General features: G+C 38.1%; 12 protein-coding genes. 5 read left to right on the top strand and 7 right to left on the bottom strand.

The window, feature by feature from the left end; all coding sequences use genetic code 11:
• The 5 genes from JFU56_RS19070 (at position 1) to JFU56_RS19050 (ending at position 6580) form a co-directional block, all read left to right on the top strand.
• Entirely contained in the window at positions 1 to 1590 is a 1590-nt protein-coding gene (locus tag JFU56_RS19070; RefSeq protein WP_198438844.1) for a cytochrome ubiquinol oxidase subunit I, read from the top strand.
• Positions 1591 to 1601: 11 nt separating this feature from the next.
• Positions 1602 to 2741, top strand: coding sequence for a cytochrome d ubiquinol oxidase subunit II (cydB, locus tag JFU56_RS19065; RefSeq protein ID WP_198438843.1), 1140 nt, complete (start codon positions 1602 to 1604; stop codon positions 2739 to 2741).
• Positions 2742 to 2751: 10 nt separating this feature from the next.
• Entirely contained in the window at positions 2752 to 2880 is a 129-nt protein-coding gene (cydX, locus tag JFU56_RS19060; protein ID WP_198438842.1) for a cytochrome bd-I oxidase subunit CydX, read from the top strand.
• Positions 2881 to 3041: 161 nt separating this feature from the next.
• Positions 3042 to 4793: a thiol reductant ABC exporter subunit CydD gene (cydD, locus tag JFU56_RS19055; protein ID WP_198438841.1), complete on the top strand. Its 1752-nt coding sequence runs from the start codon at positions 3042 to 3044 to the stop codon at positions 4791 to 4793.
• Entirely contained in the window at positions 4790 to 6580 is a 1791-nt protein-coding gene (locus JFU56_RS19050) for an amino acid ABC transporter ATP-binding/permease protein (RefSeq protein ID WP_198438840.1), read from the top strand. The genes cydD and JFU56_RS19050 overlap by 4 nt, the downstream gene beginning before the upstream one ends.
• A gap of 116 nt (positions 6581 to 6696) precedes the next feature.
• Here JFU56_RS19050 and JFU56_RS19045 read toward each other — a convergent pair whose 3' ends face one another.
• From JFU56_RS19045 to JFU56_RS19015, 7 genes are all read right to left on the bottom strand, one after another.
• Entirely contained in the window at positions 6697 to 7176 is a 480-nt protein-coding gene (locus JFU56_RS19045; RefSeq protein ID WP_198438839.1) for a DUF1499 domain-containing protein, read from the bottom strand.
• A 99-nt stretch (positions 7177 to 7275) separates the two neighbouring features.
• The gene (locus JFU56_RS19040) at positions 7276 to 9579 is read right to left on the bottom strand and encodes a polysaccharide biosynthesis tyrosine autokinase (RefSeq protein ID WP_198438838.1); all 2304 of its coding nucleotides are present in this window, start codon (positions 9577 to 9579) and stop codon (positions 7276 to 7278) included.
• The gene (locus tag JFU56_RS19035) at positions 9579 to 10097 is read right to left on the bottom strand and encodes a polysaccharide biosynthesis/export family protein (RefSeq protein ID WP_198438837.1); all 519 of its coding nucleotides are present in this window, start codon (positions 10095 to 10097) and stop codon (positions 9579 to 9581) included. Before JFU56_RS19035 ends, JFU56_RS19040 begins: the two co-directional genes overlap by 1 nt.
• A 9-nt stretch (positions 10098 to 10106) precedes the next feature.
• Positions 10107 to 11297, bottom strand: a complete 1191-nt coding sequence (locus tag JFU56_RS19030; RefSeq protein WP_198438836.1) for an outer membrane beta-barrel protein — start codon at positions 11295 to 11297, stop codon at positions 10107 to 10109.
• A 57-nt stretch (positions 11298 to 11354) separates the two neighbouring features.
• Positions 11355 to 12749 carry an undecaprenyl-phosphate glucose phosphotransferase gene (locus JFU56_RS19025; RefSeq protein ID WP_198438835.1) on the bottom strand — a complete coding sequence of 465 codons (1395 nt, stop codon included), beginning with the start codon at positions 12747 to 12749 and terminating at the stop codon, positions 11355 to 11357.
• Between the two features lie 363 nt (positions 12750 to 13112).
• Positions 13113 to 14564, bottom strand: a complete 1452-nt coding sequence (locus tag JFU56_RS19020) for an oligosaccharide flippase family protein (RefSeq protein WP_198438834.1) — start codon at positions 14562 to 14564, stop codon at positions 13113 to 13115.
• 35 nt (positions 14565 to 14599) lie between these two features.
• Positions 14600 to 15859 (bottom strand): O-antigen ligase, encoded by a 1260-nt coding sequence (locus tag JFU56_RS19015; protein WP_198438833.1) that lies wholly within the window; start codon positions 15857 to 15859, stop codon positions 14600 to 14602.
• Between the last annotated feature and the right edge of the window lie 170 nt (positions 15860 to 16029).

Here is a 16029-nt window from a genome sequence, read left to right as displayed (position 1 = left end):
ATGATTAATGAAACTTTAGTAGAGCTATCCCGTTGGCAGTTCGCCATCACAGCTCTATTCCACTTCCTATTTGTACCTTTAACAATTGGTATGACTTGGATCCTGTTTATCATGGAAGCGGTATACGTGATGACAGGGCGTGTTATCTATCGCGACATGACAAAATTCTGGGGTAAGTTGTTTGCGATTAACTTCGCCATCGGTGTCGCCACCGGTCTAACCATGGAGTTTGAGTTCGGTACTAACTGGTCTTATTATTCGCATTATGTTGGTGACGTGTTTGGCGCCCCACTCGCGATCGAAGGTTTGATGGCGTTCTTCCTTGAGTCAACGTTCGTCGGTATGTTCTTACTCGGTTGGGATCGACTGAGTAAGCGTCAACATTTAGCGGCTACATTCTTAATGGCTTTAGGTACTAACCTATCTGCTATGTGGATCTTAGTTGCCAATGGCTGGATGCAAAACCCTATCGGTAGTGAGTTTAACTACGCAACGATGCGCATGGAAATGGTCAGTTTTTCTGAACTCGTTTTCAACCCTGTTGCACAAGTTAAATTTATTCATACCGTTGCTGCAGGCTATGTTGCTGGCGCGATGTTTGTGATGAGTATCAGTAGTTATTACTTGCTAAAAGGTCGTGACGTTGCATTTGCTAAGCGCTCTTTTTCTGTTGCATCAGGTTTCGGTGTTGCCGCCATCTTCTGTGTATTGCTACTGGGTGATGAATCAGGTTATGAGGTTGGTGAAGTACAGCGTGTTAAACTTGCTGCTATTGAAGCTGAATTCCATACCGAACCTGCACCAGCAGCGTTTACTTTAATTGGCTTGCCAAATGAAGAAACAATGGAAACAGACTACGCTGTTAAAATCCCTTATGCGCTAGGTCTTATTGCGACACGTTCTTTAGATGGTCAAGTGACTGGTATCAGTGACTTGAAAAAAGAACATGAAGTGCGTATTCGTGGCGGTATGATTGCTTATGATTACCTACAGAAACTACGTGGTGGTGAAGAAACACCTGAAAACATCGCTCGCTTTAACGAAGTGAAAGATGACCTAGGTTACGGTTTATTATTAAAACGTTATACCAACGATGTGATTGATGCGACTGAAGAGCAGATCCAGATGGCGGTTGAGGATTCAATTCCACCTGTAGCACCCATTTTCTGGGCATTCCGCATCATGGTTGGTAGTGGTATCGTCATGTTAGGCCTATTTATTTTAGCCTTCTACTTTAACGCTCGTCGACAAATTCAAGATAAACGCTGGTTACTTAAAGCGATCTTATTTGCACTACCACTACCTTGGATTGCAATTGAAACTGGCTGGTTTGTTGCTGAAGTAGGCCGTCAACCTTGGGCTATTAGTGAGATTTTGCCTACCTTTATGGCAACGTCGAACCATGAAGCAAGCTCAGTTGCTATGACGATGATTGCGTTCATCCTTGTTTATATCGTTATGTTTATTCTTGAAATGTGGCTAATGGTTAAATTTGCGAAGATCGGTCCAAGCTCGCTACATACTGGTCGTTACCATTTTGAGCAAGAAGAGCAAGAAGCATCACCACAATTACGTCAAGACAAATACTAAGGGCTTAAATTATGTTTGATTATGAAAGCTTAAAACTTATCTGGTGGTTAATCATCGGTGTATTACTTATCGGCTTTGCTGTTACCGATGGTATGGACATGGGCGTAGGTGGTCTACTGCCTTTCGTGGCAAAAGATGATACCGAACGTCGTGTGGTTATTAATACTATCGCTGCACATTGGGATGGTAACCAGGTTTGGTTGATCACTGTCGGCGCATCATTTTTTGCTGCTTGGCCAATGGTTTACGGTACTGCATTTAGTGGTTTCTACTTTGCAATGATGCTGACGTTGTTCTGCCTATTCTTACGCCCAATGGGCTTTGATTATCGTAGTAAGATTGATTCACCAAAGTGGCGTTACAACTGGGACAAAGCATTGTTTGTCGGCAGCATGGTACCACCATTAGTGTTTGGTATTGCGTTCGGTAACTTATTACAAGGTATTCCGTTTAGCTTTGATGAATTAATGCGTGTAACGAATACAGGTTCATTCTTCGCTTTATTTAATCCATTTGCACTACTCAGTGGTGTTGTCAGTGTATCAATGATATTGATGCATGGCGGTACTTGGTTAAGCATGCGTACAGATGAACACGTTGCAGCACGTTCAGCAAAAGCAGCGCAAATTTTTGCAGCTGTGCTTGTTGTTAGTTTTGCCCTTGCTGGTGTCATGATTGCAACTTCAATCGATGGTTACGTGATTCAAAGTGTTATCGATACGCAAGGTTATGCTCAACCAACCAATAAAGTCGTTACAATCGTCAGTGGTGCCTGGTTAAATAACTTTAACAGCATGCCAATACTGTGGTTATTACCAACAACAGGTATAGTAATGGCGGTTATTGCAGGTCTATTAGCACGCTTTAAACCGGGTGGTTTTGCATTTGCAGCCAGTGCGCTATCAATTTCGGGTGTCATTTTAACGATGGGCGTGTCTATGTTCCCATTCATCATGCCATCAAGCAGCACACCTAATCACAGTTTGACCCTTTGGGATTCAGTATCAAGTGAAGGAACGCTTAACTTAATGCTGATCGTGGTTGCGATATTCTTACCAATTATTCTTTGTTATACGATTTGGTGTTATAGCAAAATGTGGAGAACGGTGACACGTTCTGAAATTGAAGAAAACACCCACTCGGCATATTAAGGAGTAAATTATGTGGTATTTCAGCTGGATCCTAGGTGTTTTGCTGGCAGTTTCTCTCGGTATCATTAACGTAATGTGGTACGAAATGGAACAGCACACGGATAACGTGGCAAAAGATCAAGATGATGAAAAAGAATAACCAGTAACTTTCGATAATTTAAATTATAGAAAGTATAAAAAGTAAGGATCACGCTTTACGCCCAAGGATGGGCGTCTGTTTTTAAACCTCCAATTTCAGATTTTATTATTTCACTATTACTTCAATATTGTTTCAATATTCCTCCAATTTCAGGCTTACCAATGACAGAATCAGTAAATACAGAATACACGCAAAAAGAACGCTTAACCTGGCTAAAAAGCCAGCGTAGCAATGCCCAAGGTAAATTAAGTAAAGCGATTGCATTAGGCTCACTCAATGGCATACTGATGATAGTACAAATGGCATTCTTAGCCGGTATCATCAACGAAATCATATTCTCAAACAAAGCACTCGCAGAAATCACACCGTTATTACTTGGCTTAATTGCTATCGTCCTTTTCCGCACACTATTCGGTTATATAAGTGAACGCTATAGCCGCCATGCAGCAATGCTTATTAAAGTGTCAATTAGACAACAGTTATTACTGCACTTATTTGCGATGGGCCCCGCTAAAACTCAAACGATTGGCAGCGCCAAAATCGCACAGTTACTCCATCAAGGTGTCGATTCACTAGAAGATTACTTTTCAGGGTATTTACCGACTGTCGCTTATTGTTCTGTGATTCCGAGTGCTGTGTTATTTGCCGTGTTCCCTATGGATTGGCGTTCAGGTTTAGTCTTAATGTTAACAGCACCGATGGTGCCAATGTTTATGATCATCATTGGCCATAAAGCACATGACCTGAACCAAAAGCACTGGACTAAATTACTGCGTATGAGCAGCCACTTCCTTGATATTATTCAAGGCCTTACTCAGCTTAAGATATTTAATGCATCGCGCCAAGAAATGGCAGCGGTTAAAACAATCAGTGAAGACTATGGTAATCAGACCATGGGGATCTTAAAGATCGCTTTCCTTTCTTCATTCATGCTGGAGTTTCTAGCGTCTATCGCGATTGCACTCGTCGCCGTTATTCTTGGCTTTAGACTATATTACGGTGGCGTTGATTATTTATTAGCATTATGGGTATTATTGCTAGCACCTGAATTCTATTTACCTTTCAGACAATTAGGCACTCAATATCACGCCAAAATGGCGGGCGTAACCGCGGCTCAAGACATGCTTGAAATTCTGAACACGCCAATTAAAGCAAGCCAAACGGAAACACCATTTAAAGCACCTTTCGACATCGAGTTAACTGATGTTAATTTTACCTATTCAGGCAGAAAGAATACCCTTAAAGATATTAATCTGACCCTTTCTAACCAAGGCTTGTATGCCATTATTGGTGAAAGCGGTGCAGGTAAATCGACCTTGATTGATACCATTTTAGGCTTTAATACGCCTGATAGCGGCACAATGAAAATCAATGGTATCAAGCATACGCCAGCGCAACGTGATGCTTGGTTAAATAATTGTGGTTGGATAGCGCAACAAGGGCATGTTTTCTATGGCAGCCTCGGCTTTAATATCGCATTAACTGAAGAATATGATGCTGAAAAAATGCAACAAGTATTAATCAGTGTTGGCTTAGCTGATTTTGTATCACAACTAAAAGACGGGCTTAATACCCATGTAGGTGAAGGTGGCGTTGGTATATCAGGCGGACAATCTCAACGATTAGCGTTAGCGCGGGCATTTTACCACCAGCCTGATGTGTTGATTCTAGATGAGCCAAGTAGCCATTTGGATAAAGATACCGAGCAAATTGTGAGTAATAGCATCGCTGAGTATGCCAAACAACATTTAGTTATCGTCATCGCCCACCGCTTACATACTGTCGTTGATGCTAAACAAATTATAGTATTAGAACAAGGGCAAATTATCGAACAAGGTTCACATACTGAATTGCTAGCACTCAATGGTAGCTATGCAAGCACTGTTAATATCGATATGGAGACGAGCGCATGAATCCATTAGTTAGATTAATGAAACTGCTTAGACCACAACTGCCTTTGATGTTACTCGGTACTTTTCTGTCTATTATTACCGTCATGGCTAATATTGGCTTACTTGCTGTATCAGGCTGGTTTATTACCATCATGGCAATTGCCGGGCTTTCAGGTGTGACTGCAAATTACTTCACCCCTGCAGCAATAATTCGCTTTCTTGCCATAGTACGAACGGCAGGTCGTTATGCTGAACGCTTGCTCACTCACAAAGCAACGTTTAATACATTAGCCGCATTACGTTACTATTTTTACACACGTTTAGAACCCTTACTCCCCTACTACCGTGTGAACTTCAAATCATCAGACATTCTTGCCCGTTTACAACAAGACATTGATGAATTAGATAATTTTTACCTCAGGGTATTACTGCCTACACTTGTGGCTATTTTTACTATCCCGATTGTGGGCTGGGGTGTGAGTTTTATTTCATCTGAGCTCGCCCTGGTGATTGTTGCTGCCTTACTTATTGTCGGTTTTGTATTACCAATCTTAATTTTATTATTAAGTAAGAAACGCGCACAACAACAAGCCAAACTGTCGAGCGAATTAAAAATTGAATTAGTTGATGGCATGGCATCAATGCGTGAATTATTGGTTTATCAAATTGCAGATCAATATCAGCAGACCATTGGTAAAATATCTGCACATTACCATAGCAGCGAACTTCACTTACATCGCCTCCATGCTTTGGCCACTGCATTAACATTCTTGGCCATTAACGCTACTGTATTTGCGAGTTTATATTTACTCGTTCCCCAAGTACAAACGGGGAATTTACAGCCTGAATTTGTAGCCAGTGCGGCGTTGATGATTTTAGTATGTTTTGAAACCGTCATTAATATGCCTCTTGCCTGTCAGATTTTACCTAAGGTACATGACAGTGCCGCGCGTTTATTCGAAATTATTGATAAACCAATACCGGACGTTGGTGGCGATACATTAGTGACCACAGGTCCGATTAAATTTAATCACTTAAATTTCAGCTATCCTGATGCTCAAGAGCAAGTATTAAATGATATTGAACTGACTATTGAACAGGGGGAAAAAGTTGCTGTTATAGGTGCCAGTGGTGCTGGTAAATCGACCTTAGTTAATTTGTTAATGGGTTTTTGGCCTGTTCCAGAATCCACCAGCACGCTCAATAATATGTCGAACGACAATATCGCTATTAACAGTCATGACGATAAAGCATTACCTGGAATCACGATTAATGGTATAGATTTAAATCTGCTAAATACTGAGTCACTGCGTGAACACATTGCTTTGATGAGTCAAAATAGTCATTTATTTCATGCCACTATTGGCGATAACCTTCGCTTAGCAAACCCACAAGCAACAGATGAGCAAATGCGTGATGTCTGTGAAGCAACGGGCTTAATGACATTTATCGACGAACTAGAAGATGGCTTTAAAACATGGCTAGGTGAAACAGGTTCTGGTTTGTCTGGTGGTCAAAAGCAGCGACTATGTTTAGCCCAAGTCTTATTACGAAATGCCCGAGTCGTCGTATTGGATGAACCGACAAAAGGCCTTGACCGTCGTAGTGAACGAACTGTTATTCACAATCTATTTGAGCAATTTGAACAGTCACAGCAAAGTTTACTCTTGATCACGCATAAACCATTAATGTTACAGCGAATGGATAAAATCATTGTGATGGATGAAGGACGTATCGTGGCTCACGGTGATCATAAAACCTTAATGGAAACGAATGATTATTACCGTACTCTGCTAAATTATTTCTAACCTCTAACTTCCAAAATGCAAAAAGGGTAATACACACGAATGTATTACCCTTTTTATTTAGATTAGTTATTTAAGGCACTATATTTAAGTTAACGCATCTAAACTAATGTATCGAATTACTTAACCGCTTCACTCACCAAGCCTTTTTCGCTTAGGTATAAATATAAATCGTCTATACGTTCTTTATTCACACCAAAGTCTGACTTGCCATATCGAGATGCTGAACGCACTGCAATAATGCCATCTTGTTCGCGAAGGTGAAGCTCTACATCATCCACAAAGCGCATAAATGTACTTGTACTTTCTACATACAGGTAATCTTTAAGCTCTCTGACGATCTCCATATTACTTTGCGAATCTAAATACAGCTTAATCTCAGACCAAACTTGCTCTGAACTGGCTTCCAATTTGAATGCCGGTACATAATGACTTTCGTCTAGACTATCACTTGATACGCAATTAGGTGTTTCAGGACAAGGCGCTAACATGGAGTTAACAACCCCTAGATTATGAGGGCGCGCACCAGTACATGCTGTAAGCACAAGGCCACATGTAAGTACGAATATAGAACGGGTAAATTTATGAGACGTTAACATTTGATTCCTTTAGGCTATTATCCACTCCCGTGATTTAACCAAAAAACGCTAAAAACAGCAAGTACTTATCTTGTAATAAATACCTGCTGATAGTGTGTATTATGCCTCTGATGGTTTTTCAGCGTATGCCTCATCAGTGTAGTAACCGTAATAATAGTCAGAGTCTGATACCCCGTCAGTATTCACATGATTCATCACAACACCGACGATATTAGCATCCACTTTTGCGAGTCGACGGACACTATTTTGAACCAGGCGCACACGTGTCGCTTCACTCTTAATAACGTAAATAATAGCATCGGTATGCAAGGATATAATCAATGAATCACTCACCGCTTGAATTGGTGGTGTATCAATAATAATACGATCATATGACTGCTTTAAAGTCTCCAATAGCTGCTTGAAACGTTTTGACGATAATAACTCTTGTGCATTTTTTGGCGTTGGGCCACATGTCATAATGTGTGCACCAGATACTTTATCTACCATAATACAATCGACCAAGTTGGCCTCACCAGTAATCAATTGCGCCAGCCCCGGCTTTCCTTTTGAAACCTTAAAATTATTTGCCAGGCTTGGTTTTCGCATATCAGCATCGATAAGGAGTGTTTTCTCTATCTGAGCTAATGAAAATGCAATGTTTGTCGCTGTTGTAGATTTACCTTCATTCGGTTGCGACGAAACAATCCCAATAACCTGATTAACTCGTTGCCCTTGCGCTAAAAGAAAACTAGTTCGTAATGTCCTAATTGATTCTGAAAATTGGCGTCCTTCTTCATCAAAGAAATAATGCAGATCCAAATCTTGGTTACGTTTTCTGGCTATTTGAGGTAACACACCTAATACAGGTAATCCAAGTTTGCCTTCTATATCGCCAACCGAGTTAAAATTATCGGTGAAGTATTCTTTAACTAATAAATAGGTAATGTGTAGAATAATAGTTAATACAAAGCCAATTATCACGAGTATTGTGGTGCTTAACGTAATTGGTTTACTTGGCGTGTGGGCCCGATCTGTGAAGCGAGCAACGGCAGCATTAAAATCACTCGTTAATGCAGTTTCTTTCGAACGTTCTAGGAAGGTGTTGTAGAGTTTACGGTTACTTTCAACATCTCGAACGAGTTTTTGATATTCATTATCTTTACCGATGACATCCTGGAATTCGTTTTGAATTTTGTTGTATTCTCTTCGTAATGCCGCAACATTACTTTGTTTGGTTTTTAGATCTCTATTTATACCAGTTACCAGTTTAGATATCTGCGTAGTGAGATGTTTGTTAACAGTATAGAGTTCTGATTTAGCCGCAATAAGCTCGGGATGTTTACGTCCATATATTTGTGATAATTCCGATACTTTTAATTTAGCTTTCACTTTTAACGTTTTGATATTTTGAATCACAGGGTGAGATGTTATCTCAGGAATTGATTCTAATTTATCCATGTTTTTAACGCCATATTCATTAACAGCGCGAACAATACTCTGTAATTGATTAACTTCATTTTTAGCTTCAATTAATTGACGAGATGTTTGTTCCAATTCATTACTCACCAAGCCAGTTAACCCTCGCCCATCACGATCTTGTAAATCGATGATATTTTGTTCTTTACGGTATACTTGTAGGCGTGATTCCGACGCATCAAGACTCTCTCGTAAATCTTCTAGTCTGGTTCCAAGCCATTGAGCAGCATTTTTGTTAATAGACGATTTAATTGCAAGATCTTGTGCAATATATGCTTCACCCACCGCATTTGCGATCAACGCAGCCAATGCAGGGTCTTCACTATCATACGATAATTTAACAAGCTGTGTTTTACGTATTGGGGTAACTATAAGACTTTTTGAAAACTGTCGTAAGCGTGCTTTTTTATCATTTAGGCTTTCCAACTCTGCAGAATTAATCTCACCACCGACTTGTGGTAGACCATTTATATAACCCGCGCCTATATTTTCAACAAACTCACTATCCACATTATCATCCAAACCTAAAAGATCAGATAGTGACATTACCTCGACGAGATAACTAATCAGCTGATCTTTCCAGCTCTCCGATTTTTGGAATGAAGGTTGCTGCTGCAAATTTAACCGGTCAAAGACCGTTTCAGCAATTGAATATGATTTAAGGATCTCAAACTGCGTCAAATAATATTCTTTTCGATTCGAATCTTGCCCTTGAACTGAGTCAAATGAAACAGCTTGAGCCTGATCGGCCTCGATCAATAACGTTGCAGACGCACGATATAATGGCGATTCATTAGATAAATAGAATGCCGTACAGATGGATACCAACGTTGCGAATAGAAGCACCCGCCATTTATACCTTTGTATAACGTGCCAATGCGGAGAAGGTAAAACAATATCATTATTAACTGACGATTTAGTCAGATTCTGTTCTGATTTATCCATTAGAAAAACCTTTGTTTAATCAATATGGTATCACCAGCATTAACTTTGTAGGTCATGCTTGCGTTGATTTGAGATTTTTTGTTTTTTTCTTTAAATAAATATATCTTATCTTTAGATGCTCTTTCGGTTAACCCACCAGCTAATGCGATAGCTTGGTTGACCGTCAAACCGGGTTGGTAGGGATATCCACCTGGTTTTTTTACTTCACCATGAATATAAAAGGGGCGATGCTCAACCACATGAACATACACATTAGGATTGACAAGGTAATTACCTTTTAAGCCTTTGTAGATTAATTTTTCAACTTGCTTAACAGTTAAACCTGTTACTTTAATCTCACCAAAAAATGGATAATTAATTTGGCCACTGTTACTTAATAATGTTTCCACCGTTAGATCTTCTTGGCCAAACACTTTGATTTCAACTTTATCACCAGGCCCTAAAATATATGAGCCTTTAGCAAGAGCCGAAAATTGAATAAATACAAACAACATACTAATAGCGATTTTTTTCAACATACTTGCCACCTAGAGCGTAAACATGAAATTAACACCGACAACATTTTTATCATATTCAAACACCGCATTCGTCGATTGGTTTCTATCCCATTCACCAAATACAGCAATTGCAACATTCTGATTTAAGTCATAATTAAGTTTGAGTGAGTACCCATAGATATCATCTACCCGTGTAATACCACTGTAATCATCCTTATATTTATAAACACCGACAGAGGTATAAATATATGACGTCCAATTATGCTTCCAATCAACTTTATATTTCGTCTCTAGAATGTAATCACCGAAAATATCTGGATCTTTAGTGGCTTGAGAAGTCGATAGTGAGACTTTAGAATAGGTAAGAGGACGCCAAACACCACCAACATTCCAGCTAAAACCAGTAAAGTCTTCACGACCTTCATCATCAAACTCTTTTGCTTGACCACCAATTTTAACAAAACCATTGACGACCGGGGAACCTGCCCACTGCATACCAACAAAGCCGGTATATACATTTGAATCACGGACAAACTCGCCTGGCAGATTGTAATCGTAGCCTATTGTTTCCGCGTTCACTTCGATAAAGGCATCCGTATGTGCTCTCGTTGAATAATAAAACCGAGAACCAACAAGGAGTGAATCATAATTACTGCGCCTCGTGATATTCTCAAAATTACGATATTCTTTCTCGTAATATTTAAAATCAAACGCTATTCGGCCTTTTGTTTCTTGAGAACCATACTCATATGCGGCGGTAAGTGAGTTCCTACCATAGGTAATGGGCTCATCGATAAGTACCAAAATCCCTTCTGAGATCCCCGTACCTCGTTGCTCTGTTAACCACTCGCCTTTTACACTAAGATCAACGCGGTGAGTATCGTTTGGCTCTATATGCGCACTTAAACCTAGATCTGCATCAGTATAATCATCTTCACCACTAGCCTCATAAATCCCTTTTTCTAGGTTCATATCAAGGCTGTAATAATTAACACCATCATCCATTTTTAAATTCAAGGACGGCATAAAAGAGGAAATAGCACTACTCTTCCCACCTGTTTGTTGATTAAAAATATTATCATCATGAACTAGCCTCATTTCCAACGATGGTTTTACAAATAAACCGCCGTCAGTAATATGCGTGTCTTGGATATAAGCCAGCGCACTATCACTGAATAAAGCGAGAGTAAACCAGCAAAATTTGATATTAAATTCTTTCATTCAGGCAGCTCCTAGTTCACGATTTGCAACTTGTATAATGACCACCGCTACATGTTGCTAGTAAGTATTTTCATTTTTCAAGCAGGTCAAAACCGTTAACATCAATATTTTAAAATCAAACCATATTGACCACTGCAAAATATAATAAAGATCAAACTCAACACGCTTTTGCATTTTTTCTAACGTATCAGTCTCCCCTCGCCAACCGCTTACTTGCGCCCAACCAGTGATCCCTGGTTTTACATGATGTCGTAGCATGTAAAATTGAATAAGTTTACGATATTCTTCATTGTGTGATACAGCGTGAGGACGAGGCCCAACAACAGACATATCACCTTTGAGTACATTAAAAAATTGGGGTAATTCATCAAGAGAAGTACGACGTATAAAAGCCCCAAAAGGAGTGACTCGTTTATCGTTTCTTATCGCCTGCTTAACAACGCCATCCGATTCCATGACATTCATACTTCTAAATTTGTAAACAGAGATTTTCTCGCCTCGTAACCCATATCGACTTTGTTTAAACAATATTGGGCCTGGCGATGTTAGTTTTAATGTCAGCGCGATAAGCATATATACAGGGGAAAGGACAATAAGAGCAGTAAGACTTACAACAATATCCTCAAACCGCTTTAGCCATATCTTAGAACCGAGATAAGGAGATTCAAAAATACTAAGAGCGTCGATTTTACCGATATGAGTCACACGCCCCTGCATCACATCAGAGAGCATAAACACGGGTACGACATACACATCCACAGTGGTATCTGATAATAAATTAATGATTTCAGCGATACGCTTTTCGGCAGAGATAGGAAGTGCAATAAATAAAATGTCTATTTTTCCTTTTTTTGCTTCGTCTATACATTTTGATACATCGCTAATTACGGTGAGATCCTTAGGTAGGCGATCCGTTTGTCTATCATCGAAAAATCCAACAAAATCAAAACCTAATTCATCACAATGATCTATCTCTTGATATAGATTTACACCTGTTGACGTAGCACCTAATATAGCCATTTTACGTAAGTTGATACCTAGTTTACTTCGTATAACAGTCCACTGATGCTTCAACATTCGCCATGTCAAACAGCATATAAATGCCATTAAAAACCACAGCGTTAGTATTTGCTCAGGAAAAGGCACTGACGCTTTCAACCACATGGCAATGCCAAACAGAGTAAGGAACGAAGAGATAAAAACGGCCGTCACTGTCATCATCACAGAGATTAAACTGCCAACTCGCCAAGATTGATATAAATGAAGGGCTTCCGCAATATACAAAAATACAACAGCAGAGGTTAATGCGACGATAATATAATCTTGAGTCATTTTAAGATTGTAGCTATGTATCAGAAATATTAATGAGATTGAAATACAGCTTAGATCTAAAAAACGATGTACAAAAGAATAATTAGAAGTACTTACCTTAAATGTATTAACAGGTTTCAAAGCATAATTCCTTAACAGATTTAAAGTAGGCTCATTTTATATATAATGAACTACTAAGTTATGAAAATTATTTGTTCATCCAATGAATATGTCATTGATAATCCATTAATTAACTTTAACTCATCTATATAATAAGCAATACCTTAAATTACTCATTAGCAATTCCATTAACTATAGCAGTGATTTTATTTATGGCTGCAAATGTAGGCACGCTAACCACATATACCTCTAAAAATTAAGGCGTTAGACAATGATATTAATTGGTTGCATCAACATAGTGGTTTATAATGCTTACAAACCACTTATTACATTACTATTATAATAATTTAACGAGTAGGCAGGCAACAACATTAATACAGAGGCTTATACCTCACGTTTAAAAATAGGGCTTAACACCCGTTTGAAAAATAGAATAGAGGAAATTAAAATTAACACTGGGATTAACACATAAGATATATTATAAATACTGGTTCCAAAACTGCTCGGTTCTACGGGTATTTCAACTGAAGAGTAAAATATCCCATTAAAAAAACCAGTTAGTATCATAACAGTCAACAGTAAAAATGGTTTCAGCTTTTTAAGTTTAAACACGTAACAGTGCAAAGTATAAAAGCATTGAAAGTAATTAATCATAAAAGCAAAGATAAGGCTAAGACACAGCACTGTCATTTCGCCACTGTAAATACCAATAAAAATAGCAGATACATTCACAGCCGATGAAAATATACCGCAATAAAACATTTCCTTTGTCGCGCCCATTGCTTGATATAACCCGCCTGTTGAGCTTAAGACCATTTGTACTGGTATGGATAATGCTAATATCTTTAATAAAGTACTGACAGCTAACCACTGAGCGCCAAATAATATGATAATGATGTCATCAGCGTACCAAAATATGAACGTAGCAGTGACAACCCCAATAGCAGCAAGCTTATAAGCTAATTTATAGTATGCAGCCATAATAATACTTGGTTTATCCTTGTATCGAGTCAAAACAGGCTGTAAAGCGGGGTTTATTGCAAAAGTAAACAATTGAAGCGGATAACGCATAACTTGATATGTTTTTTCGTAGAAGCCAACTGTCGCAACGCCAAAGTATTTTGCGACCAAAATAGTATCGAGATTACGAGAGAAAAAATTTAATATATTAAAACCAAGCTGATATTTTGCGATCGCAAATAACGGTAATATGCTCGAAATTTTATAACCCAATTTCACTTGCCCTATTTCGGTATTCTTTGAATATAAGTAATAGAACACAAACCGCCCTATCGGTGTAACCAACAGTTTCATCGCCAATGCAACAACACCAAAACCCCAAAAGTACAAAAGAATACAAATAATAAATGCCATTATCTCTGCACCTATTTCAGCTTTGCCTATGATGATGAACTGGGTATCTTTTTGGAGTGAGGCCAGGGGGAGCATTGCAATTGCAGAAAAGAATACATTCAACGCTAATACATAAGTGATTAAGCTAACGTTTGTTAAACTAAGCCAGTTCGCTAATATCGGTGTAATATAAATGAATAAAAACGACAACAACATCCCGATAATAACTGTCGCACTAAATATGCCATTACGCTGCTCCCCACTCATCGAATCTTGATGAATAATAGCAGGTGCAAGACCCGATGTTGCCAACAACTGAAAGAATAAAATTAACACTTGTAGGGCAGCCAAAGTACCAAAATCTTCTGGCGTGAACAGCCTAGCCAAAATAGCTAATGACATCATTTGAAAAATATAAAGTGAATACTTACCGATTAGACTATTCTTTATCCCTTTATTCAGATCTTTGTTTATATTACTCATAAATAGATAATCCTATTAGGATTTTATTTAAATAATCACGTTACACTTTCCATCATGTCACTGTCACTTCTCATGTCTTTTATTAAGACATGAATACTGGAAGATACAATTATCACCAGCATTAAAAACCACGCTATATTTGCATCTCTAAATATACTCGATTCAGTGACGTTCTGAAATACAGGTACAATAAGTGCCGCGTGTATATATACATTACTCGCATTAAGCATAGATATAATAAAAGCTATAAAAAGGACACTAGAACCAATAACGCCAAATTGCAATAACATCTGTAAATAGCCATTGTGTGCTGAGGATATATATTGCAGGAAGCTATATTTATCATCTAATACAAAAGGGATGACGCCAACGCCAAAATAACTACCATAGCCATAACCTAGAGTTATTTTGTCAAAAAAACCAAGATCATAATACAATGAATCCCATATAACACCACGCCCGGTAATAAAGTCATCATCAACATACAAGGCTATATGTTGATAGTGACTCAAATGATAACTAATACCAGGTATTAATATAAAAATACAAAAAAACAGAATCGAAAACACAGTCATAAACGCTTTTATTTTAAATAAGCTAATCTGCGTTAATAAGAAATAACCAATACAAAGTATGATACTCGTTTTACTCTGCGTTAATATAAGAAAAACAAAGAGAACACCAAGCGTCGCATACAAAAAACGACTATTTATATTTAATGACTTAATCCACATATGGCTGACTATAATAAGTACAGCTAAGTTTAGACCCATCGTATTCTTAGATTTAGAATAACCAGCTAAATTTAGATCTTCGTTAAACCCAGCCCCCTGAATAAGTGATAATAAGATCATGACGATACATATGACCGCGGCACACTTTAAGTTAATTTCAATACTACGATGAAAATAGGAAAAACAGAGTGCTAGAGATACTGACGTGCAAAAGAGTATCTGAAAAATAGCTCTCTTCATCGAAATAATGGGGTAACTTGACCAACTTGCACTTAAAAAAGCAATTGCACATATCACAAAAAATAAAAATATTTTATTTATTAGTGCTGGTTTTAACTTATTCAACTCGGTATTGATAAAAAACCGAAAAGCAAAAAACATAAATACCACAACCCAAAATATTTGTTTAAAGGCATTACTTTCTGCAAGACTATCTGTAACTACATCTAATTCATGATCCATCATACTAATTTTATAAGTAAAGTCAGGAGTATATACCCCAAGACAAAACAACATCATAAATAATAAACCGTACTTTTCGAACCAGATAAAAACATTCATAAATAATCCAATGAAAAAGTCATATGACAGTTAGTAGATATATGTATTCGGTGGGTTATATTGGCAACGTTTAATATAACAATTATTTCAACATTACTATGATACTAGACGCTAAGACTTAGTTTGGCACTACATTCAATGTCAGACTTTATCTCATGCGCTATCCTTAA

The organism is Moritella sp. F3 (assembly GCF_015082335.1).
Classification (GTDB): domain Bacteria; phylum Pseudomonadota; class Gammaproteobacteria; order Enterobacterales; family Moritellaceae; genus Moritella.
Note: the sequence above shows the minus strand (reverse complement) of the source record. Positions and strands in the feature narration are given on the sequence as shown.

What these genes read in the sequence shown, in the direction of transcription:
- JFU56_RS19070 (WP_198438844.1), top strand. Translation starts at nt 1, where the DNA reads ATGATTAATGAAACTTTAGTAGAGCTATCCCGTTGGCAGTTCGCCATC.
- cydB (WP_198438843.1), top strand. Translation starts at nt 1,602, where the DNA reads ATGTTTGATTATGAAAGCTTAAAACTTATCTGGTGGTTAATCATCGGT.
- cydX (WP_198438842.1), top strand. Translation starts at nt 2,752, where the DNA reads ATGTGGTATTTCAGCTGGATCCTAGGTGTTTTGCTGGCAGTTTCTCTC.
- cydD (WP_198438841.1), top strand. Translation starts at nt 3,042, where the DNA reads ATGACAGAATCAGTAAATACAGAATACACGCAAAAAGAACGCTTAACC.
- JFU56_RS19050 (WP_198438840.1), top strand. Translation starts at nt 4,790, where the DNA reads ATGAATCCATTAGTTAGATTAATGAAACTGCTTAGACCACAACTGCCT.
- JFU56_RS19045 (WP_198438839.1), bottom strand. Translation starts at nt 7,176, where the DNA reads ATGTTAACGTCTCATAAATTTACCCGTTCTATATTCGTACTTACATGT.
- JFU56_RS19040 (WP_198438838.1), bottom strand. Translation starts at nt 9,579, where the DNA reads ATGGATAAATCAGAACAGAATCTGACTAAATCGTCAGTTAATAATGAT.
- JFU56_RS19035 (WP_198438837.1), bottom strand. Translation starts at nt 10,097, where the DNA reads ATGTTGAAAAAAATCGCTATTAGTATGTTGTTTGTATTTATTCAATTT.
- JFU56_RS19030 (WP_198438836.1), bottom strand. Translation starts at nt 11,297, where the DNA reads ATGAAAGAATTTAATATCAAATTTTGCTGGTTTACTCTCGCTTTATTC.
- JFU56_RS19020 (WP_198438834.1), bottom strand. Translation starts at nt 14,564, where the DNA reads ATGAGTAATATAAACAAAGATCTGAATAAAGGGATAAAGAATAGTCTA.
- JFU56_RS19015 (WP_198438833.1), bottom strand. Translation starts at nt 15,859, where the DNA reads ATGAATGTTTTTATCTGGTTCGAAAAGTACGGTTTATTATTTATGATG.